Consider the following 22,308-nt stretch of genomic DNA (forward strand, 5'->3'; position numbering starts at 1 on the left):
GTGAGTGCTACAATTTGAAGGCACAGTCGAGAGACGGTGGGATTAGCTAAGTTGGTTATAGCGCCAGATTGTGGCTCTGGAGGCCATGAGTTCGACTCTCATATCTCACCCTTGCATAGGGATGTAGCCAAGCGGTTACGGCACGAGGTTTTGATTCTCGCATGCGCAGGTTCGAGTCCTGCCATCCCTGTCGATCCATTAGCTCAGTTGGTAGAGCACTTGACTTTTAATCAAGGGGCCGAGGGTTCAAGTCCCTCATGGGTCATCGAGGAAGCATCATAGTTTAGACTATGGTGCTTCTTTTTATTTGACTTGTATTTAAGGCAAGTTACAGTTTATTGACATGCTTAAGTTTTAGTACAAGCGACTTTAATTTGTTAAGTGCAACTGTTAAGATAATGTCAGCGTCTTAGAGCGAGGTGTAGCAATGACTTTTGACCAATTTTTGAATCGAGTGCATTTGAGTGGCTTAAGGAAAATAATAGCCAGTGTGGTGGCCATTTGTATTTTGCTTGTCGCTTATTTAACGGCTTATGGCTATCGTCAAAGTCAAAATAAGCAAGTGTATGCTAATTTTATGCAAGCTTATAATCAGGGTCAAGCTGCTGATTATGTAACAGCTGAAACAGCCAAATTTCTCTATGCTAAGCCAACTGATGAGGTGGAAAATTTAGTGCTGACAGCTTTGATTCAAGCTGTGCAAAGTACAGGTAAATTTGCGCCAAGTGACAAAGAGACAGATGATGCTAGCACAGTCACATATTCAGTTTACAAGGCAGATGAAATTATTCCGTTACTTTACAAAGAGCTAAAGTCAGAAGCAAGTCCTATCAAGAATGCAATTAAGGATTTGGCTAAAGAGCCTGCTAATGAGACAGCATATACTAATTTGCGTTCTTTATTTGCTGAATGGCTTTTACGGGCCAATTTGGACAAGCAAAATTTGACGATGAGTTTAACTAGCGAACAGATAGCTAGCTCCTTGCCAGGTTTAGCCAAGTCAGTCATTGCCTTGCGTACGAGTGATTTAGGCTTGATGTCAGCCGATTTATTACCTTTACTGCAAAAAGAAGGTACAACCTTAACTGACTTGATTAAGCAAGTTGCAAGTGGCGTTGAGAGTGAGAAGCCAACAAAAACAGAAGATAATCAAGCAACTAAGGAAACTAAGCCAAGTGAGCCAACTGAGACAGCTAAGACAACTGAACCTACAAAGACACAAGCTAAAACTACAACAATAGAGTCTAAGCCTAAAGAAACAACTGAGAAGCCAACAGAAGCTCAAGTTAAGCCAACTAAGCAAAGTGCGCCAAGTAAGTCAGAGTTTAAACCTCATCTTGAGAATAATAAGCTCCCTAAGGCCACAGAAGCGCCAAAAGCTAACAGCAAGGTTGCCGCAATTGGTAAATATTATCAAGTCAAGAAACAGGATAACTTGTTCGATTTAGCTGAGCAGGCTTATGCAGCTAAATGTGAAGATTTTTACGATAATGCAGACAAATACATCGAACTTATCATTCAGGCTAACAAATTGCCAGTACGTAAAAACGTTGTTTATCTGCGCGAAAAACAGGTGATTTACATTCCAGCCGCAAGATAAGTAAATTGCCAAGCTGAGAGATTAAAATTTAAGAAAGCTAGTTTGGTTACTAATGACTGAACTAGCTTTTCTGTTAGTTATATCGATAAATGAGCTAAAATAATTGCTCTATTTAGGCTAATAGACTATAATATAGGTGATTCACAGAGCATAATTTGTGATAGATGCATGAGAGGAGTGTGGCATATATGAAGTTTAGTCTCAAGGGTATTAATGTTAAAATCAGTGATCGCATGAAGGAACATTGTACGAAGAAGATTGCTAAACTTGAGCGCAGCTTATCAGCGCAAGATCAGTTGGAAGCTAAGTTTACAGCTGTTAATAACAGTGTGACATGTGAGTTGACGCTCAAAATTGCAGGCCATTTTTATCGTACAGAGGCTAATGTTACAGATGCAGTTGTCGCTTTTGACCAAGCTTTAGATTTAATGGAACGCAAGTTACGTAAACACAAAACACGCATCTTGAAGCTCCATCATAATAGCGAGGGATTGAAACGCTTCTATGCAACTATGGCTGAGGATTTTGCCAAAGAGGAAGATGCAGATACTCCTAAGATAAGTAAACATAAGCAATTCCATATCGATGCAATGGATGAAGAGGAAGCTTTATTACAGATGCAGTTACTTGGTCATAGCTTCTTTGCTTATTTGAATGCTGATAGCGGCAAGGTGAATATTATCTATGCCCGTAAGCAAGGTGAGTATGGCATCTTAGAGTTGGATTATTGATCATTTACTGGGGTAAGTGATTTATGGTATTGGGGAGGAGCAGGCAGCTAACGCTGCCTGCTTTTTTAGGCCCTAAATTAGTTTCGAGTTAGCGTTTTTAAAGTCACTTCATAAACTAGTCATCGCATTTAAGAGCTTTAATTGTTATAATTTGAGGCATGAATGCGAACAATCAAAGCTTATACAATGAATTAAATCAGGATCAGCGCCAAGCTGTACTTTATGGCACAGGCCCGTTACTTATATTGGCAGGAGCTGGATCTGGTAAAACCCGTGTTATCACTTATCGTATCAGTCATTTAATTAAGGATTTAGGTATACTTCCACAACAGATAATGGCTTTAACTTTTACAAACAAGGCGGCGCTTGAGATGAAAGAGCGTATCGGCCAAATGGTAGGTGACGATACTTCAAGAATGTGGATTGGTACTTTCCACTCTGTAATGGTTAAGGTTTTACGGCAATTTGCACCGTTACTTGGCTACCAGTCTAATTTTCAGATTTTAGATACAGATGAACAAGCGAAGTTATTGAAGAATTTGATTGCCGATAAAAAGTTAGACCGTGACGTTTACGAGCCAAAAGCCGTTTTGCATGCTATTTCGAAGCAGAAGAACAAGCTTTTAACTGTAGAGGAATTTTTAAGCAAATATCCTAATCCACAGCGTTGCTTAGATGGTGCAGCCAAACTCTGTCAGCCTTTATATGCTGATTATCAGGCAGCTTTGAAGAATTTGAATGCAATGGATTTTGATGATTTGTTGCTGAATGCCTACCTTTTGTTCAGCCAAGAGCCAGCTGTTTTAGAGGTGTACCAAAAGCGCTTTTTATACATTTTTGTTGACGAGTATCAAGATACGAACTTTGCGCAATATCAGCTTATTCATATGTTAAGCGCTAAGCATCGCAATTTATGTGTTGTGGGTGACGATGATCAGTCAATTTATGCTTTTAGAGGCGCTGATGTCAGCATTATCCTCAACTTTGAACGTGATTTTCCAGATGCCAAGGTAATTAAGCTTGAACAAAACTATCGTTCAACTGGTAATATTTTAAGAGCTGCTAACAGTATCATTCAACACAATCAGCAGCGTAAAGATAAAGCTTTATGGACAGAGGCAGGAGCTGGTAGATTGCTTAGCTATTATCAGGCTGTTAATCAACAAGATGAAGCTAATTATGTTGTGAATGACATTCAAACCAAGCAACAGCAAACAAAGAGCCCGTATTCTGATTTTGCTATTCTTTATCGTGTGAACGCTTTATCGCGTAACTTAGAATTAGCCTTATTGAAAGCGAAAATTCCGTTCCGAATTTATGGCGGTCAGCGTTTCTATGAGCGTAAAGAAATCAAAGATGTTTTGGCTTATCTGCGCTTAATTGCTGACTCTAAAGATGATTTAGCCTTTTTAAGAATTATTAACTGTCCTAAACGTCAAATTGGTTTAACCACGGTTGAGAAAGTATTGGCTTTAGCCAAACAAGCACAAGCTTCTGCTATGGAAATTTGTGCTAAAGCTGACTGCTATCCAGAGCTAGCCAAAGTGAAGTTAAAGCTTTTAAGCTTTTACACCTTGATTGTTAATTTACGTAAAAGTTTACAGAACAGTGATTTTACTTTGAGTTCTTACATTGAGTATGTGCAGAATGAGAGCGGTTTGGTTGAAGAAATTATCAATCAGATGGAAAAGGGCCAGGAAGATGCAGCGCAACGAATTGAAAATTTGAAAGAAATGTTGTCTGATGCGCTTGATTTTACAGCTCAATCTAAAATTGAAACTCTAGATTTCTCAGAAGCGGAACAAGCAGAACTCAGATCGAATGATCTCTTAGCCTTTGTCCAAGCTGATGAAGTAGAGCATGAAACAGCTGGCCAAATTGAGATTGCTGAAATAGCCCAGGCTAATTTGCCTAACAAGTCACTTAAGACTGATTTACAGGATTATTTAGCAATGACGGCATTGAACCAAGCTGCAAGTAACGATACAGATGGAAATTTTGTTAGCTTGATGACTTTACATGCTGCTAAAGGCTTAGAGTTTAACAACGTTTATATTGTCGGCATGGAAGAAAATATTTTCCCTGGTGCTCGCTCACTCAGTACGCAAGCTGGCTTAGAAGAAGAAAGACGTTTAGCGTATGTAGGTGTAACTAGAGCGCGCCAGAACTTGTGCTTAACTTCGACAGCTGAACGTTTGCTATATGGTAGTACGACGTATAATCTCTTGTCACGTTTCGTCAAAGAAATCCCTAAAGAGCTGATACAAGAGAAATATGCTAGTCGCAAGAATGACGATTACGATCTTTTCGCTTATAACGATACGAAAAGAGGCTCATTTGGCCGCAATTATGGCGGGAATAACGGTGGCAATTATAGCGGAAATTCAACTTGGTCAATTAGAAGACAGGCGCCAATTAGTATTGAGCCGCTTAATTCTACGCAAGTTAAGCCTAAACCTGCTGTAAGTGACGCTATGAGCCAACTGAAACGCATCAAAGCCAATAAGGTAGCTGGTTCAAGTTCAGCAAAGTTGACCAGTTTAGCAAGTAAGCAAAGCAAAGATGAACTTAAACTAGCTGATATTAAAGTAAATCAGCAGGTTAAGCATAGCCGCTTGGGAATTGCGACTGTTAAACAGATTGAGCCAGTTGCAGGTGATGCTATTTTAGTTTTGCAATTTAATAATGGTGAAACTAAGCGAATGATGGCTAAAACAGCGCATTTACACGCTATTTAGGAGTGTTTATGGAAGATAATAAGCAATATACATTTTACGCAATGCTAAATCGTTTGCATTTAATTGAGCGCTGGAGTTTGATGCAATGCAGAGAAAGTGAAAATGTCTGCGAACATTCATATCAGGTAGCTTTGATTGTGCAAGCACTTTATTACATTCGGGAACAGAAATTAGTTGAATGTAAGCAATCTGAAATTCATTTGGATTTAGCCAATCTTTTACAGATGGCATTACTGCATGATGCTACGGAAGTTATTACTGGCGATTTGCCAACGCCTGTTAAGTACTATAATCCAGAACTTAAGCAGGCCTATTCCTTGGTTGAATCGATTGCAGCTAACAGATTAATTGATCTATTACCTGCTAAATTACAGCCAGTTTATCTAAAATTTATTTGCCCTGAGCACAAGACAGATGAACAGTGCCTAGCTCGCTTGTTTGTCAAAGCGGCCGACAAAATCAGTGCCTTAATTAAATGTATGCAAGAATTAGCCTTAGGTAATGAAGAGTTTAAGCAGGCTGAAGCTAAGACACGCAAACGCATTCAAGCCTTAAAATTGCCAGAAGCTGATTATTTTGTTTCCCATTTTGTACCAGCCTATGCTTTATCGTTAGATGATTTGAATAAGCAAAGCTTAGATGAAGAATCAAAAGAGAGTAGTATCTTAAAAGATGAATACAGAATTAAATAAACTTATTTTTGACAAGCAGCTTTTGACGTTTAAGCGCCTTGAAAATCTGTTAGCCATATCTTTACTAAGCTACCTTATCTGCTTAGTTGGCCTGAAATACTGTTCGTTTTTAGCTAGTTATATTGTGCTTGCTCTAGCAAGCTGCCTAGTTAGTATTTATGTTGCTCTGGCTTGGCCTAAGACAGTCAGCAAATGGCGGGTTAATTTTACCATTTTGCTATGGCTGATTTTCCCAACTACAGCTTTGATTTATATTGATCGCCTGAATTTAGCTAGCTTATGGCCAAACTTGAGGTTCTGCATTTTATGCCTATATTTAGCTGCTTATTTTGGAACCCTAATTCTTTTGGGCTTAGAAAGAGAACTAACTTTTTACCTTTTCTTTGGCGCATTAACAACTGTTGTTTCAGTTGGCTCCTTTAGCCTCTTTAGCAGCATCTTTAATTTTTATGGCTACAAATACTGGCTTGTACCTCAGACGATTTCATTTGGATTGAGCTTACTATTTGCCTTTTGGGTTAATCGCCAATACGTATTTTGTAGTCATGGCCCAATTTGGCCAGAGTTTGAACGCTTTGTGAGTTCACGTATTTTAAGTAGCTTGTTGTGCGAATATTTATTGATGGCCTTTTTGGCAGATGTCGTCAAATTGAATTTAGATTTGGCTAAAATTTCGACAGCCTTTATGGTTGTAGTTATTAACTATATTTTGAGTAAAATTTTTGTCTTTAAGCAAAGTAAGGTAAAATAACTTATAGTTTGTAGAATGGAAAGAGATTAGATGGAATATTTACATATTCGGACGATGCAGACGATCAGTGACTTGGAACTTTTAGTTACGGTCGAAGATTTAGAAGCAGGTTATTATGTGCCTGCTACGTTGCCAGAACTGAGCGCAGCTGATTTGAAAGGCTTAGGCAAATTACCTTTGTCAGAGCGCGTCAGCCATTTGCTTTTGCATTATTTTCCTAGCTTTAGTGCCAAGGAGTTATATAAGCTTGTTAAGAAGCATTATGGCAAGCTAGATACATTACCTGATTTAAAACCATTTAATCATTATATGCCAGTCTATTTGGCTGAATTGGACAAACTTAGCACCGGTAGCATCTATGACTATATTTTGCCTTTACTTTTAGATTTGCAAGTTGCTGCTTTACAAAAACGCAATGATGAACGGGAAATTGTTCTGTTAGAACATAATCTTGGCAATAGTAGTTTCTCGGCATTAGTCAAGGCTTTAGAGGAGCTTAATTGGCCGAAAATCACGCTTTATTACAACCCCAAGCGTATTGACCCACAAATTCATAAATCCATTAGCGATCGGGTTGAGCATGTTAAGCTAAAAGCTGTAGATAATGCTTTGAGCTTGCCAACAATTAATCTGTTTGCTAGTCGTTTGAACTTAATCAAAGCGCAGTTAGCAAAAGCAGATAAACACTTAGAAAGTGAGCAGGAAACAGAAGCTACATTAACTAGCGACAACACGGGTAATTTGGCTTCAGATTATCCAGCTCCAACTTTGTCAACCCTAGATAGCTTGCCAGCGGTATTAATTGCAAGTTGCTTACAACTTGCCTTGTTAGCAAGTTTACCTTTGGCAAAACAAGCAGATTTATGGCCTCAAATTGAGCCAGTTGATGAGGCTGACGATTATAAGCGAAATAAAGATTCCCAAATAGTTACACCCAAACCTGAGCCTAAAAAAGGCTATCGGACAGTCAATTTATTCTTGCCCGCTAAACAAGGTTATCTGTTACTAGCAGCTTGTTATAGCAAAATCATATGCCCAGTCGTTGGCAAGATTTATTTGGCTGGTAAACGTGGCAATATGCTAAGCGAATTGGTTCGCTTTGGCAATTACGAAGTTAAAGGCAAGCACAATACGTTTGAATTGCCAGTCCAATTAGAACGTATGTTGTTTGAATTTAATAGCCGTGACAATCAACGTTCGATAGCTTTATTGAATGACTTTGCGCGCAAAGGCACTTTGCAATTACCTTTAGTAGCCAAGCACAATATTAATGGGGTTGTGTTAGCTGAGCTTTATACAGATAAGAATGAAGCAAAGTTAATGCTTAATTTGTATGATCGCTTTGATTTAATGCTGCCACCGCTCTCAGTTTTAGCCTTTGCAGTTTATTTGAAATATTATGAAAACATTAATTCGACTGATGAGTTAGGTTTAGTTTTTGTTAATGCTTCAATTTTCCGCTATCCAGAGCAAGTAGCTAATGCTTTGTATGCTGATAAAGTTTTACAAGGCCACAATTTTGTGGAAATTATGCAGGCTTTATCGCTTGAAGCTTGTCAGGTGTTCCCAGATTGGTTCTTATTTGAACACAATATCAAGGCTGATGAGCTAGTTAGCTTAGAGCGCTTTGACCCGGAACAACACAAAGCTGAATTTGAGAAAATTCGCCTAGAGGGCTTAAGTGAAGAGGAGAAGGCTAATTTAGTTTAAGTCAATCAAATCTGTAATTATTTTATGTGCAATACGTAAGCCAGCTGTAGCTGGTACAAAAATTAAACTAGCAAGTGGTACTTTTTGGGCTACTTGCTTTTGTTTAATTGCCGCAAGTTCAGCACTTAAAGCTTGTAATGGCTCAGGTGAATAGCAGACAGTTAATTTGTCGACTTTTAATTGCCTTAACTCGTGACGCATGACTTTGCACAATTTATCGTATTTAGTTTGATAAAGGTCACAGATTGTGACTAGTTCAGGCTGTAATTTGCGCGCTGTTCCCATCGCGCTGATTAATTTTAGTTGATGCTCATGGCAATAAACAGCCAAGGCAATTTTGCTAGAGACTGTATCTATACAATCGGCAATATAGTCATAATTTTGTAAGCAGCTCAAATCACTTTCTTTAGTCAAAAACATCTCTTTTGCTTCCACCTGACAGAAAGGGGCAATTTCAGAAATACGTTTAGCTGTAACTTCAACTTTACTTTTGCCTAAACTGTCAACTGTAGCGCCAAGTTGGCGATTGAGATTCGAGGTTTGATAAACATCTTGATCGATGATTAACAGGTGACCTACCCCTGAACGCGCCAAAGCTTCAACTACAAACGAACCAACTCCGCCTAAACCGATAACGGCGACTTTAGCTTTTTGTAAACTTGCGATATTCTCTTTCCCTAATAAAAGTTGACTACGTTCAAATACAGCTTCTTTATCGTTCATACCTTACCTCGTTCATGCTCGCTAATTTTTTATTATAGCTTAAATAGGGCTAAATAGTGGCTAACTTCCTTTAGAATGTTTGAATTTGAAATTTGTCTAAATCCCTAAATTTAGGCACAAACAGCTGATTGACCATGAATTAAAAATGCAAATATGATATAATGTGTAAGATAGATGGAGGCATAAATGAAGGGTAAATATAAGGCTGAGCGCGATAAAGCGCAAGAATTGCAAATTGAACAGACATTCCGTGACAACCTCACAAATGTCGTCCCTGTGAACTTGGAAGAAGAGATGCGCAAGAGCTTTATTGACTATGCAATGAGCGTTATTTCCGATCGTGCATTGCCTGATGTCAGAGATGGGTTGAAGCCTGTACATCGCCGTATCTTATATTCTATGTTTACGCAAGGCTATACTTCTGATAAGTCATATCGTAAATCAGCTTCAACAGTTGGTGACGTTATCAGCCGTTTCCATCCACACGGTGATGCTGCGGTGTATGACGCCATGGTTCGTTTAGCTCAAGACTTTTCGATGCGTTATATGTTGGTAGATAGTCATGGTAACTTCGGTTCCCGTGATGGCGATCCACCAGCTGCTTATCGTTATACAGAAGCTAGAATGGCCAAATTGGCTGAAACAATGATGCAAGACATCAACAAGTCTACTGTTGATTTCCGCCCGAATTTTGATGACCATCATGTTGAACCAGTTGTCTTACCGACTAATTTCCCTAACATTTTAGTGAATGGCTCAGTTGGTATTGCTGTTGGTATGGCGACGAATATTCCACCGCATAATATGCGCGAAACAATTCAAGCAGCTATATATTTAATGGAACATCCAGAGGCTGATGTTGATGAACTTATGCAATTCATAAAGGGCCCTGATTTTCCAACAGCAGGTATAATTCTTGGCACTAGCGGAATCAAGGAGACTTATCGAACTGGTCATGGCCGTATTGTTGTACGTGCCAATGCTGAAATTATTGATACAGTACCAGCTAGGATTGTTGTGCATGATTTGCCATATATGGTGAACAAGGCCAGAATGTTGGAGAAAATCTCTGAATTAGTCAAGGCGAAGCGAATCGTTGGCATTTCTGCTATCCGTGATGAATCTGACCGTAACGAAGATGTCCGCATCGTCTTTGAGCTGAAGAAAGATGCTAATCCATTGGTTACTTTGAATCAGCTATATGCTAATTCTCAGATGCAAGAGGCATTTAATGCACACATGTTAGCCCTTGTGCCTAACAAAGATGGCGCTTTAGTACCGGAATTGCTGACATTGAAATCAGCCTTACAGTACTATGTTGATCACCAACGTCAGGTGATTTATCGCCGTACGCAGTTTAATTTAGAGAAAGCTGAGTTAAGACAGCATATTCTGGAAGGCTTGAAGATTGCGGTTGCTAATATTGATGAGATCATTAGAATCATTCGTAGTTCAAAGAGTGAGAATGATGCCAAACTCAACTTACAAGCTCGCTTCAATTTCTCAGATCGCCAAGCTCAGCATATTGTTGATATGCGTTTGGGTCGCTTATCTGGCTTGGAAGTAGAAAATCTTTACGCTGAATATGACGAAATTTCGGCTAAAATAGCCACTTATCACGATATTCTGGATAATCCACCTGTTTTGGACAATGTTTTGAAGACAGAAATAACAGCTGTTATGGAACAATATGGTGATGACAGGAGAACTGAGATTGATCCATATGGTGTAGATGGTATTGATGATGAGAGCTTGATCAAGGAAGAAACAGTCTTAATTAATCTAACTAAGCAAGGCTACATCAAACGCTTGACACCTGATACTTACAATATGCAGCATCGTGGCGGCAAGGGTGTTAGTGGCATGACGATTAAGGAAGAAGACTGTATCCATAAGATGATTACAGCTTCGACGCATGACGATATTTTATTCTTTAGTAATTTAGGCAAGGTTTATCGCTTGCGTGCTTACGCAATTCATGAAGCTTCCCGTACAGCTAAAGGCATGGCAATCGTTAATCTTTTACAGCTTGATGCGAATGAGAAGATTGTTGAGATTTTAGCAGTGCCTGAAGCAGAGGAGAAGCGCAGCTTAATCTTAGTCACTAAGCAGGGCTTAATTAAGAAGACGAAGCTGAGTGAGTTCAAGAACATCAATAAGAACGGCAAGATTGCCTTTGCTTTGCGTGATGGTGATGAGCTTGTAGCGGGCGCTTTGGCAACAGCTGATGCAACTATCTTCATGGTCAGCCATGATGGTATGGCTATGCGTTTCTTGAGTAGTGACGTTCGACCAATTGGTCGTAAATCCTATGGTGTACGCGGTATCAAGCTGCGTGATGGTGACTACTTGATTGGGGTTGTAGTTGAACAGTCAGGTGAGGATCTCTTCTTACTGACTGAAGCTGGCTATGGTAAACGCTCACATTATGCTGATTTCCGTTTGGCTAAGCGTGGTGGTATGGGCGTTAAGGCTTACAACTGTACAGATAAGACTGGCAAAGTCTTAGCCGTCTGTTCGTTAAGTGGTGATTACGACATCATCATGATTAATGACTCTGGTATGACAATTCGTATAAGTAGCCAGGAGATCAATGTGCAGGGGAGAAATACGCAAGGCTTGCGTCTGATGCGTAGTAACGATAAGCTTGCAGCTCTAGCTAAAGTTGAACATGCTGATGAAGAAGCAAGTTCAGATAGTGATACAGAAGATTCTGAAGTAGATGAAGCTGAGAATTTAGTCGAACAGGTTGACTTAGACGCTGATGTTACAGAAGCTAATAACACGCAAGCAGATTAAATGAACATTAAGCTTAAACTTACGAATTAGCATGAGAGCCGACTCAAATTGAGTCGGCTTTTGTTTTGGATTTTAGAAATTAAGACGAATAGCCAGCTTCTAAACTATGTAAACTGTTATTTACATTTGCTTAAAAGATTGTTAGCTAGAACTAATTTATACCACGCCTATTTGCAAGCAAGATAGATAATTTTTAATTGCATTATCTTAAGAATACTGAAAAATTGTTCGATTAATACAATGGCTGCACTCGAAAAGAAGATGCGTTGTGAAAAAAACGAAACTAAACATAAAAAGTTGTAAATATGACTGATATGTGTATAATTTGCATAAATTAAATTAATTTGCAACGAATTGTGAATTTAACGATGTGCAAAAGATATTCAGGCAAGTTGTACCTAAATAATAGTTTATGGCAATGGGAGGTATCCGCATGCAGAGAAATTGGAAAAAGAACTTAACAGGATTACTTATTCTTAGTCAGCTTGGCAGTGGCGTCTTAGCTTTTATTCTTTCTTGGTATGTTTTACAGGTAACAAATAGTGCTTTGTCTTTCAGTCAGGTTGTTGTACCCACGAGCATTGTTGGTTTGATTGCTGCTTATCCAATTGGTAAGATTATTGACAAATATGCGAAGAATCGCTTGATGCTATTAGGGCAACTTGCAAGCATATTGTCGCTTGCTGTATTCGCTATCTTTCACTATATACATGGTGAAGCTTACCTGACAATAAGTATAGTTGTTTTGACAGTTTGCTTAGCTATATGTGATGAGCTTGTATCAAGTGTTTTATTTGCAGCTGCTAAGCAGATTGTGAATAGTGAGGAGGAGCTTGGCACTTACAATTCACTCAGTCAAACTATTAGAGGTATCTGTAGCATGGTAGCCCCGCTTTTAGGTGGCGCGCTTTATAAGCTATTAAGTGTACAAACTTTTGTATTGATTGAAATTGTGATTGAATCTATCTGCGTCATTTATATCTACAAAATTAAATTAGTTAATGAAGTTCAAACTAAAGATACAGAGGCTGAGCAAGAACCTGACTTAAGTATCAAGGACATGTTCAAATATTTAACTAATAACAAGATACTACTTCATTTGAACAATTGCATGTTTTTGTTAAACTTATTTTTGGGTGTGTTTAATGTCGGTCTGCCCTTTATCTTGTCAACTAATTTTAATGATAAGCCCTTTATATTTGGCATGGTGAACTTTATTTTTCCAGTTGGTATGCTAACAGCTTCTATTTTGTACCAGACCTTACAGCCAGGCGGTAACTTATTGAAACAGACTATTTACACTTGGACGGTTCCTTGCTTTGTTATTACTTTGTTGGGAGTGAGCACGTACATTTTCAATCTAAAATCATATTTGTTTGCTTTTATTTTGCTTTTACTTGTATTTATTGCTGGCTTTGGTATGTCATTTGGACAGATTCCGCAACTTACGTATTGGCAGAAGAAGATACCAGAGCATATACAAGGACGTTTCTTTGCAATGTCAGATTCAATAGTTAAAGCAGCTATACCTGTATCATATCTTCTATATGGTGTCCTCTTTGATCATTTTAATCTGAGTGCCATCTTTATTGTTTCTGGTTTACTTGGATTGGCATATATGCTCTTTATGTTTATTTATGTCAACATGTTAGAGGAGGAGAGAGGTTAGAGTAGTCTAAAAACTAAATATTGCATAAGTGAAAGGCTCTGCTAAGCAGAGCCTTATTTAGTACTAAAAGCATGGAGATTAACATCAACCTTGCGCACCAGTCATATCTAAGTGCATGAGTTGGTTCAATTCAACAGCATATTCCATCGGTAATTCACGCGTAAATGGCTCGATGAAGCCCATAATAATCATCTCGGACGCTTTTTGCTCAGTTAAGCCACGCGACTGAAGGTAGAAGAGCTGTTCGGCTGAAATCTTAGAAACAGTAGCTTCGTGTTGCAACATCGTTTCGCCGTTCTTGATACGGTTAGTCGGGAAGGTATCTGACTTGGATTTTTCGTCCAAAATCAAAGTATCGCAGCTGACGTTTGTACGTGCATACTTAGCATCAACACCATGCTCAATTGTGCCACGATAAGTTGCCTCACCACCATCACGAGCAATTGATTTGGAGATAACCGTTGAAGAAGTGTGAGGAGCTAGGTGAATCATACGAGAACCTGCATTCTGAATCTGACCTTCACCAGCTACAGCGATACTGATAGCCGAACCTTTAGCATAAGGACCAGCTAAGATACAAGCAGGATATTTCATGGTTAACTTACCGCCCAAGTTACCATCGACCCATTCCATTGAACCGCCTTCTTCAACATAGGCACGCTGAGTAACCAAGTTATAAACGTTATTAGACCAGTTTTGAATGGTTGTATAGCGGCAGCGCGCATTTTTGCCGATATAAATTTCAATAACACCAGAGTGCATCGCATCTTCAGAATAAGTTGGGGCAGTACAGCCTTCTACATAGTGCACATCAGCATCATCGTCGACAATGATCAATGTCCGTTCAAATTGGCCCATACTTTGAGCGTTAATCCGGAAGTAAGCTTGCAATGGCCGCTTAACTTTTACGCCCTTAGGTACGTAAATGAACGAGCCACCAGACCAACAAGCAGAATTGAGAGCAGACAGCTTGTTATCGCCAGTTGGTACAATTGTGCCGAAATATTTACGGAACAATTCTGGATACTCACGCATACCAGATTCAGTATCTAGGAAGATAACACCGTCCTTAGCTAACTCATCCTGTACTTTGTGATAGACAACTTCAGAGTCATATTGGCTAGATACACCACAGAGGAAGTTTTTCTCAGCTTCTGGGATACCTAAACGTTGAAAAGTTTCCTTGATTTTACCAGGAACTTTATCCCAACTATTTTCCTTATTATCATCTGGCTTGGAATAATAGCAGAAACTATCCCAGTCGATTTTGCTCAAATCACCGCCAAAATCAGGCAATGGCATCTTTTCAAACTTCCTTAGGCCATCTAAACGGAATTGTAACATCCATTCAGGTTCATTCTTGATTTTAGAAATATGGCGTACAACTTCTTCTGATAAACCACGTTTAAATTGTAAAACACTGACATCACCATCGCTGAAGCCGTAACGATAGTCACGATTGATTTTGCTAGCTTCTTCACGATTTTGCTCAGTTTGCATTTCAATACGTTCTTCAGGTGTAAGAAAATCAATATCTTTCTTTAAATCCGACATGTAAAACTCCTTTGCTATTATTCGTTAATTTCCATTTCGATAGAGGTGTTAGCTTTTCCTTTAGCGTTAGCTTCCTGGCTCATGTGAGCATCAATGGCAGCTTTTAAAGCTTGCCAAGCCAAATTTGCACATTTGATGCGGGGAATTACGTGACTGATGCCTGAGAGAGCCTGCGCATCACCGAGTACATCAGCTTCGTAATCGTCAGCCTGTACCATTTTGGTGAAATTAGCCAAAGCTGTTTCTGCTTCTTTGATCGAACTGTTATTAAGTAATTCAGCCATCATGGAGGCGGAAGCTAAACAGATGGAACAGCCACTACCTTTTTGTCGAATATCTGAGATCTTAGCCTCTTGCTCTGACTTATCCTTAGCTTGACTGAATTGGCATTGAACAGTTAAATCATCACCACAAGAAGGATTTTTCAAACGTACAGTAATATAACTTGGATCGTTTAATAGGCTATTATGACGCGGATGTTCATAATGATCCATAATCACTTCTCTCATTAATTGTTCATCAATCGGCATATCTTACCTCACTTCATCAAATTAAAAGAAAACGCTGAGATAGTCATTAGCAGTTTTTGCCACCTCGACTAATTTAGCCAAATCAGCTTGTGTATTGAAAAAAGCCAAACTTGCTCTCAGACAATTTTCAATTCCCAGCCAGCGCAAAGTCGGTTGAGCACAGTGATTACCAGCTCTTAAGCCAATTCCGGCTTTTGCAAAGACGGAAGCGGCATCATGCGGATGCACACCGTTTACGTTGAAAGCGATAATACCACTTTGCACATTGTTAGGATTGTAAATCGTAATGTGTTTGATCTTGCTTAACTCAGAAACGCCAAAAGCCGTGAGCTTAGCTATTTCGCCGTTGTGTGAAGTTAATTCATACTTTTCGACGAAGCTCAAAGCCTTATCAAAGGCAATGACCTCAGCAATTGGCATCGTACCAGCTTCGAATTTCCACGGCGCATCTTTGAAAGTTGAAGTGTAAACATCGACCTTGTCAATCATTTCACCACCAGTTTCAAGAGGTGGCATGGCCTTTAAAAGCTCATACTTACCATAGAAACAACCTAAGCCAGTTGGGCCAAAGATTTTATGCGCACTGAAAGCTAAAAAGTCAATGTTAAGTGCTTGCACATCAATACGCTCATGCAAAATCCATTGTGCAGCATCTACAAGCAGTAAAGCTGAACTTTTAGTATGTACTAAGTCAGAAATAGCTTTAATATCTTGTTTAGCACCCATTAAATTACTAACGCCAGCTACAGCTACGAGCTTAACTTTAGCATTCAATAATTTTTCTAAGCCAGCTAAATCAATTAAACCATCCTTGTTGAGTGGAGCCAAAATTAATTTGGCGTGCTTGCGTAGACAAAGTTGCTGCCAAGGCAAATAGTTAGCGTGATGCTCCATAGCCGAAACGATAATTTCATCATCAGCTTGCACGTATTTCTCAAAATAACTGAGAGCTACTAAGTTGATAGAAGCTGTTGTTCCACGTGTGAACACGATATTTTCAGCTCTTGGTGCGTTCAAATAACGCGCCACATGCAAGCGACAGTTTTCAAAGGCGACATCAGCTTTATGGGCGAATTCATCCGTACCTCGATAGATCGATACACCATAGTTACTGTAATAATCTTGGATAGCATCGATAACGACCTTAGGCTTCAAACTTGTTGCGGCATTGTTCAAATAAACATAGCGTTCGCCGTGCAATGTCTTTGCAAGCATAGGAATTTCTTTTTTAGCACTTTGCCACAAAGCTAATTCAGGCTGATTTAGAAAATCTTCCATTAATTTACATCCTTATTGCTAAGAATTTTATCTTCGTCTATGTCAATAGCTTGTTGATTACTCTCTAAAGCTAAGTTAGCCCATTCAGCTTGCTCAGCCAATTCTTCCTCACTGTTAGCAGTGTAGTTAGTCTGCCATTCAAGCAACTTAATACCCAATTTTTGTAAGAGCTGACTTTGGAAATGGTCCACAACTGGAATTAAGAAACCTCTTGTCATCAACTTTTTGGCCAAATCTGAAGTTAAGCCACGGCTTTGCATGTAATACAGAGCATCTGGATTAAGTTGACCGACAGAAGTAGCGTGACCAGCTATGACATCATATTCATCGATGATTAAAAGCGGGTAGGTCTTAGCCTTAGCTGTTTTATCTAGTGTTAAGAAACGACTCTCTTGACGGCAATTTGTACCGTGAGATGCCTTATCAATATAACCGCGGCCGACAAATTCACCTGTACATTTAGCTTGCACAACACCATTACAGAGCATAAATGAAGTAGTGTGGGGTGCATGATGGCGAATTTCCAGGTGCGTACTTTGACTAGCTTGATTATTGACAAACATCGCTGCATAAGCCTCAGCTTCAGCACCATCTTCATTCAAGTGAACCACAGCATCATTCAAACTTGAAGCTTTGAAATTGCAGCTCGTTGAACTGAACTTAGCATCTTTAGCTACATCAGAGTAGATGATGAAACCTTGCTCAGCACGTAAACGCTTGCCATCGTTGAAATTGGCAGGCAAAGTAGCTTTTAATTCAGCAGCTGATTGCATATTTGTGATGCTCAAGCAATCAACCTCCAAATGCGCAGATTGGGCAAGATCACTGACTAGATAGACACAATGTGAATTGCTTGATAAATTCAAACAACTAATTTGCCAATCGTCCTGCTTAGCCACTTTCAGATTGATCAATGTATTGCCAGGCGCTTTCTCATCAATGATGAGGAGAATTTTTTGCTCCAATTGCCAATCAGAACAGAAACGAGCTAACTTGGCAAAATCTAATGTAAAAGAACGCTCTGGACCAGAAAATGGGTAACGATCCTTAACCTTCGTTTTCAACTCACAACGAGGCGGGTTGAAGCGCTTGTAGTTAATTGGATCAGGTACAGTCATCTCTGCTGTTTGGAGCAAATCCTTATCTGTGTCGTGAATTAACCAAAGTTTGTCAGCACACAAATACATATTAAGGTAATTGCCAACCTGCTCTTTTAAGAAATCTTCATTCAAGTTAAAAGGCAATTTGGCTTGTAATAAATCTAGCACAATTAGCCTCCTTTAGTTTTCTTCTGCGTAATCTTCAGCGGTAACTTCTTCCCTTAACCATTCATAACCTTCATCTTCAAGCTTGAGGGCTAAACTACGATCGCCACTCTTGACGATCTTACCATTCATAAGCACGTGGACGAAATGGGGTGGTACGCTGTTCAAAAGACGTTGATAGTGCGTGATCATCAAAATCGCAACTTCTTTGCCACGTTCTTTAGCCATTTGCATAATATTTTCGCCAACGATTCTCAAAGCATCAATATCCAAACCAGAGTCAATTTCATCAAGGATAACAATCGAAGGTTCCAACAATTTCATCTGCAAAATCTCATTGCGTTTCATCTCGCCACCGCTGAAGCCTTCATTTAGGTAACGAGTTGGCAAATCTTGATTCATCTCAAGATCTTCGACAGCTTTTTTCAATTTGGCGCGGAATGGGAAAATACCAATTGGGTTGTCCTCACGTTTAACATTCATGCAAGTGCGTAAAAAGTCACTGTTAGTTACGCCAGGAATAGCAGCAGGGTATTGCATAGCTAGAAAAATGCCTGCTCTAGCGCGTTCATCTACAGTCATAGCTAAAACATTTTGTTGATTTAAAACAATCATACCGCTGTCAACTGTGTAATCAGGTTGGCCCATAATGACAGACGCCAATGTTGACTTACCAGTACCATTTGGCCCCATGATGGCATGAATTTCGCCACCTTTTATCGTGAGATTAACACCTTTCAAAATTTGCTTATTAGCAATTGAAGCGTGCAAATCTTTTATTTCTAAAATTGGCTGCATATTTAGACCTCATCTTTCTATACGTAATCAAAAATAATATCACACTTAATTTTAGTTACTTTAGAAGGTGTGGGCAAGTAAAAAACAGCGAAATTCAAGTAGGAGACATGCCTGGCGACATATTTTAATTAATTAGGCATAAAAATCCCTCAGAGCCAATTAAGCAAAGAGGGAAGCTATATTAGGTGCTTAATTGCTCATTTCATTTGTAAAATTAGCATCTTGCAAAATCGTTTTATTTCTGAATTTGCTCGGTGTAATGTCATAGGCTTTTATGAAGTTCCTTACGAACGTTTTGGTTGAGTTGAAACCAACACGATAGGAAATATCCATAACATCCAAATCCGTTGTTGTCAGTAGAACACTGGCTTTAGTTAAACGAATATACATGAGCAAATCATAGAAATTACGTTCGTAGGCAACTTGCAAAATCGTGTTCAGCTGATTGACTGAAATATCGAAAATAGTTGCCACTAAGCTAGCTGAAACTTCCTCAGAGAAATGTTCATACAGATAATTTTCAATTTTCTTAGCTAGTTGCAAATTCCTATCATGCTTAACCAGCGTGATTAAAGTTGAGTCGTTACGAATATCTTGTGTATGTTTACCTGTCCGTTCGAAAACTAATTTTGATATATACGATGCATCGGTATAGCCCATCAAATGCGCAATTTCATCCAAAGTGAACTCAGTATATATAATGTAGTCAATAGTTTTGATGACCTTCATCGTCTTAGTCAAAGAGGCAAAAGTTTCACCCGTAGTCTTACGAATATAACGGTCAAGCGTTGAACTTGACATCATAAATTTGCCTGCTACATCCTCAATAGAGGGGTGATAAATCAGATTGTTATAAATGTATTGAAAGATTGAACGACTATTATAATTGCTTGGCGCTGTATCTGCTGGCAAAACAACAGCTTCGCGCGAAGTTGCTAACTGCATGTAAAAGGCCAGCAAATCGATCATCTTAGCCGTTAATCTAATTGTTTCCCAGACATTATGATGACTTTTGTGATCTGCTTTAACAAGCTCTTTTTGTGCCTCGCTTTGAAAAATATTCAAAGAGTAATTACTTACTTCTTGTAAAACATTGAGACGGCCACTTGGTATACCCAAATAAGTCGAACGATAGTTGCGATTAAACGAGTGATTATTAATAGCTGATTCTACCTGAGCACTTACATTGTTAATCTGCTTACATTCCAGCATTAAGGCAATTTCATTGAAAATGTAACTGACATATTTGCTAGCAGCAGGATCCAAATTTACACAACTGATACCATACAAAGTGTCACGCAATTGATCCTGGCTGCCACGATAATTTAGATTGTGCTTCAAGAGGTAGTCTAAGAAAGTGAAATTAAAAGTGATCAAATCATAAAAAAGCGGTGTTTTAACTTCAACAATTTCACTAACTTGCCATGGCATCAATACCACGAGGCTATCTCGTTCGATATTATAAAGTTCTTGTTTGATCTTTATTACGCCTTCGCCTTCTCTGACATACAAAAAGCGAGCGGTTTGATGTAGCAAAGGATTAGTAGGAGCTACGTCACATTGTTGCTCATAAGTTGCAATGTTGTTGAACATGACTTCCTGTGTCTTGATGAAATTATTATCCGACTTGTCTGTCATGGTTTTGCTCCAACGCGTTCGTTTAGGCATAAATTACCTCTCAAACTTGCAATTGTTTTGCTAAATAGCCAAATATTGCATTAAAACAATTATTTATTAATACAAATTGTAGATAAATGCTAATTAAAAAGCAAGATGCTTTTAGCATAATATACAATTATGGGCCAATAGAAAAATTGATACAGGCAAAATGTCTTGTCAGTTAATTCCCGTCAACTTATACTAACAGTATCAGTTATAATTTTCAGCAGAGCTGAAACATAAATATGGAGGTGTTAGAATGGCTAAGAATTTAAGCGGTAGATCCTTTTTGAAATTATTAGATTTCGAGCCAAATGATGTGCGCTATCTACTGGATTTATCTAAAGACTTTAAGAATTTAAAACGTACTGGTACACCACATCGTCACTTACAAGGCAAAAACATTGTTCTTCTCTTTGAAAAAACGTCAACACGTACGCGTTGCTCATTTGAAGTAGCTGGTATGGACTTAGGAATGGGTGTTACATACCTTGATCCAGGTTCATCACAGATGGGTAAGAAAGAATCAATTGCTGATACAGCGCGTGTCCTTGGCAAAATGTATGATGGTATTGAGTACCGTGGCTTCAGCCAACAATTAGTTGAAGAATTAGCTAAATACGCTGGCGTTCCAGTTTGGAATGGCTTGACAGATGATTTCCATCCAACTCAGATGATTGCAGACTTATTGACAATCGAAGAGCATTTTGGACATTTGAAGGGCTTGAATTTCGTCTTTATGGGTGATGCGCGTAACAACGTTGCTAACTCTTTGATGATTGCTTGCGCTATGACAGGTGTGAACTTCACAGCTTGTGCGCCAAGTGAATTATTCCCAAAAGCTGAATTAGTTGAAAAGGCTAGAGAAATTGCTAAGCGTCAAGGTAGCACAGTTACCTTAGAGTCTGATGTTAAGAAAGCTACCACAGGCGCGCATGTCCTTTACACAGATATCTGGGTATCTATGGGTGAGCCAGATGAGATTTGGGAAACGAGAATTAAGCTCTTGTCACCATATCAGGTCAACAAGGCAGTTATGGATAATGCTGATCCTGAAGCTATTTTCATGCATTGCTTGCCATCATTCCACGATCGTAAGACTGTCATTGGCGAACAGATTTATGAGAAATTCGGCTTAAAGGAAATGGAAGTTACAGATGAGGTCTTTGAGTCTGATAAGTCTGTAGTTTTCGAGGAAGCTGAGAACAGAATGCATACGATCAAAGCTATCATGTATGCAACATTGAAGTAATCGAATATTATTGCTATGTAGCCAAGGCTTATACAGCCTTGGCTCCTTATTTAGATTTAGAGGTGAATAATGGCAAGAATAGTCGTAGCATTGGGCGGAAATGCCTTGGGCCAAAGCCCTGAAGAACAGTTAAGAGCTGTGCAAAAAGCAGCTAGCGCGATTGTCGATTTAGCCGAAGCTGGTAACGATTTGATTATTGCCCATGGCAATGGCCCACAAGTAGGTATGATCAAATTAGGTATGGATAGCGGCCACAAACATGAAGCGAAAGTACCATACGCTGCACTCAAAGAATGTGGTGCGATGAGCCAAGGCTATATTGGTTACCATTTGCAACAAGCTATTCAAAATGAGTACGCTCAACGCAACATAAATCGGCCTGTTGCAACTGTAGTTACACAAGTTGAAGTAGACAAAAACGATCCAGCTTTCCAAAATCCAACCAAGCCAGTTGGCAATTTCTATACAAAAGAAGAAGCAGAACAGATGCAAGCGAAAGGCCTGACTTTTATTGAAGATGCAGGTCGAGGCTATCGCCAAGTTGTTCCTTCACCAATGC

At 39.1% G+C, this 22,308-nt stretch carries 17 protein-coding genes and 3 tRNA genes (1 of these 20 cut by a window edge); 13 read left to right on the plus strand and 7 right to left on the minus strand.

Annotation, left to right across the window (positions count from 1 at the left end; all coding sequences use genetic code 11):
• Window positions 1–36 precede the first annotated feature (36 nt).
• The 9 genes from PYS62_RS02360 to PYS62_RS02400 all read left to right on the plus strand — a co-directional run bounded on the left by PYS62_RS02360 (window position 37) and on the right by PYS62_RS02400 (window position 8,222).
• Window positions 37–110, plus strand: a tRNA-His gene (locus PYS62_RS02360).
• A 7-nt stretch (window positions 111–117) separates the two neighbouring features.
• Window positions 118–190: transfer RNA gene (locus tag PYS62_RS02365), tRNA-Gln, on the plus strand.
• Between the two features lie 2 nt (window positions 191–192).
• Window positions 193–265 (plus strand) — tRNA-Lys (locus PYS62_RS02370).
• Between the two features lie 162 nt (window positions 266–427).
• Window positions 428–1,600 carry a hypothetical protein gene (locus PYS62_RS02375; protein WP_066713049.1) on the plus strand — a complete coding sequence of 391 codons (1,173 nt, stop codon included), beginning with the start codon at window positions 428–430 and terminating at the stop codon, window positions 1,598–1,600.
• Between the two features lie 188 nt (window positions 1,601–1,788).
• Complete coding sequence (gene hpf, locus PYS62_RS02380; RefSeq protein ID WP_066713057.1) at window positions 1,789–2,331, plus strand: ribosome hibernation-promoting factor, HPF/YfiA family; 543 nt, start codon at window positions 1,789–1,791, stop codon at window positions 2,329–2,331.
• A gap of 158 nt (window positions 2,332–2,489) precedes the next feature.
• On the plus strand, window positions 2,490–5,069 hold the full coding sequence (locus PYS62_RS02385) for an ATP-dependent helicase (RefSeq protein ID WP_066713059.1): 2,580 nt from the start codon (window positions 2,490–2,492) through the stop codon (window positions 5,067–5,069).
• An 8-nt stretch (window positions 5,070–5,077) separates the two neighbouring features.
• Window positions 5,078–5,761: a 5'-deoxynucleotidase gene (yfbR, locus tag PYS62_RS02390; protein WP_066713060.1), complete on the plus strand. Its 684-nt coding sequence runs from the start codon at window positions 5,078–5,080 to the stop codon at window positions 5,759–5,761.
• Entirely contained in the window at window positions 5,742–6,512 is a 771-nt protein-coding gene (locus PYS62_RS02395) for a GtrA family protein (RefSeq protein ID WP_066713062.1), read from the plus strand. Before yfbR ends, PYS62_RS02395 begins: the two co-directional genes overlap by 20 nt.
• Window positions 6,513–6,542: 30 nt before the next feature.
• A complete protein-coding gene (locus tag PYS62_RS02400) occupies window positions 6,543–8,222 on the plus strand; it encodes a hypothetical protein (RefSeq protein WP_066713065.1) in 1,680 nt (559 codons plus the stop codon).
• Here PYS62_RS02400 and PYS62_RS02405 read toward each other — a convergent pair.
• The gene (locus PYS62_RS02405) at window positions 8,214–8,945 is read right to left on the minus strand and encodes a tRNA threonylcarbamoyladenosine dehydratase (RefSeq protein ID WP_066713067.1); all 732 of its coding nucleotides are present in this window, start codon (window positions 8,943–8,945) and stop codon (window positions 8,214–8,216) included. The two genes, PYS62_RS02400 and PYS62_RS02405, sit on opposite strands and share 9 nt — an antisense overlap.
• 186 nt (window positions 8,946–9,131) lie before the next feature.
• Between PYS62_RS02405 and gyrA the strand changes: the two genes are divergently transcribed.
• The gene (gene gyrA, locus PYS62_RS02410; protein WP_082714273.1) at window positions 9,132–11,744 is read left to right on the plus strand and encodes a DNA gyrase subunit A; all 2,613 of its coding nucleotides are present in this window, start codon (window positions 9,132–9,134) and stop codon (window positions 11,742–11,744) included.
• 433 nt (window positions 11,745–12,177) lie between these two features.
• The gene (locus PYS62_RS02415) at window positions 12,178–13,413 is read left to right on the plus strand and encodes an MFS transporter (RefSeq protein WP_066713069.1); all 1,236 of its coding nucleotides are present in this window, start codon (window positions 12,178–12,180) and stop codon (window positions 13,411–13,413) included.
• Window positions 13,414–13,497: 84 nt separating this feature from the next.
• On the opposite strand, the gene sufB is transcribed toward PYS62_RS02415, so the two are convergent.
• From sufB to PYS62_RS02445, 6 genes are all read right to left on the minus strand, one after another.
• Window positions 13,498–14,913, minus strand: coding sequence for a Fe-S cluster assembly protein SufB (gene sufB, locus PYS62_RS02420; RefSeq protein ID WP_066713107.1), 1,416 nt, complete (start codon window positions 14,911–14,913; stop codon window positions 13,498–13,500).
• A 71-nt stretch (window positions 14,914–14,984) separates the two neighbouring features.
• Window positions 14,985–15,497, minus strand: a complete 513-nt coding sequence (gene sufU, locus PYS62_RS02425) for a Fe-S cluster assembly sulfur transfer protein SufU (RefSeq protein ID WP_066713072.1) — start codon at window positions 15,495–15,497, stop codon at window positions 14,985–14,987.
• Window positions 15,498–15,518: 21 nt separating this feature from the next.
• Window positions 15,519–16,775, minus strand: a complete 1,257-nt coding sequence (locus PYS62_RS02430) for an aminotransferase class V-fold PLP-dependent enzyme (RefSeq protein WP_066713074.1) — start codon at window positions 16,773–16,775, stop codon at window positions 15,519–15,521.
• Window positions 16,775–18,043, minus strand: coding sequence for a SufB/SufD family protein (locus tag PYS62_RS02435; RefSeq protein ID WP_066713078.1), 1,269 nt, complete (start codon window positions 18,041–18,043; stop codon window positions 16,775–16,777). Before PYS62_RS02435 ends, PYS62_RS02430 begins: the two co-directional genes overlap by 1 nt.
• A gap of 12 nt (window positions 18,044–18,055) precedes the next feature.
• A complete protein-coding gene (sufC, locus tag PYS62_RS02440) occupies window positions 18,056–18,838 on the minus strand; it encodes a Fe-S cluster assembly ATPase SufC (RefSeq protein WP_066713081.1) in 783 nt (260 codons plus the stop codon).
• A 189-nt stretch (window positions 18,839–19,027) separates the two neighbouring features.
• Window positions 19,028–20,506, minus strand: coding sequence for a helix-turn-helix transcriptional regulator (locus PYS62_RS02445; RefSeq protein ID WP_066713084.1), 1,479 nt, complete (start codon window positions 20,504–20,506; stop codon window positions 19,028–19,030).
• 250 nt (window positions 20,507–20,756) lie between these two features.
• On the opposite strand from PYS62_RS02445, the gene argF reads away from it, so the two are divergent.
• Window positions 20,757–21,749: an ornithine carbamoyltransferase gene (gene argF, locus PYS62_RS02450; protein WP_066713087.1), complete on the plus strand. Its 993-nt coding sequence runs from the start codon at window positions 20,757–20,759 to the stop codon at window positions 21,747–21,749.
• Between the two features lie 69 nt (window positions 21,750–21,818).
• Window positions 21,819–22,308 carry the 5' portion of a carbamate kinase gene (gene arcC / locus PYS62_RS02455; protein ID WP_066713099.1) on the plus strand. 437 nt of this gene lie beyond the right edge of the window, so 490 of the gene's 927 nt are visible here — the first part of the coding sequence; its start codon is at window positions 21,819–21,821; its stop codon lies beyond the right edge, outside the window.

Origin of the sequence: Amygdalobacter nucleatus, from assembly GCF_029167365.1 — a bacterium.
Lineage (GTDB): Bacteria > Bacillota > Clostridia > Saccharofermentanales > Fastidiosipilaceae > Amygdalobacter > Amygdalobacter nucleatus.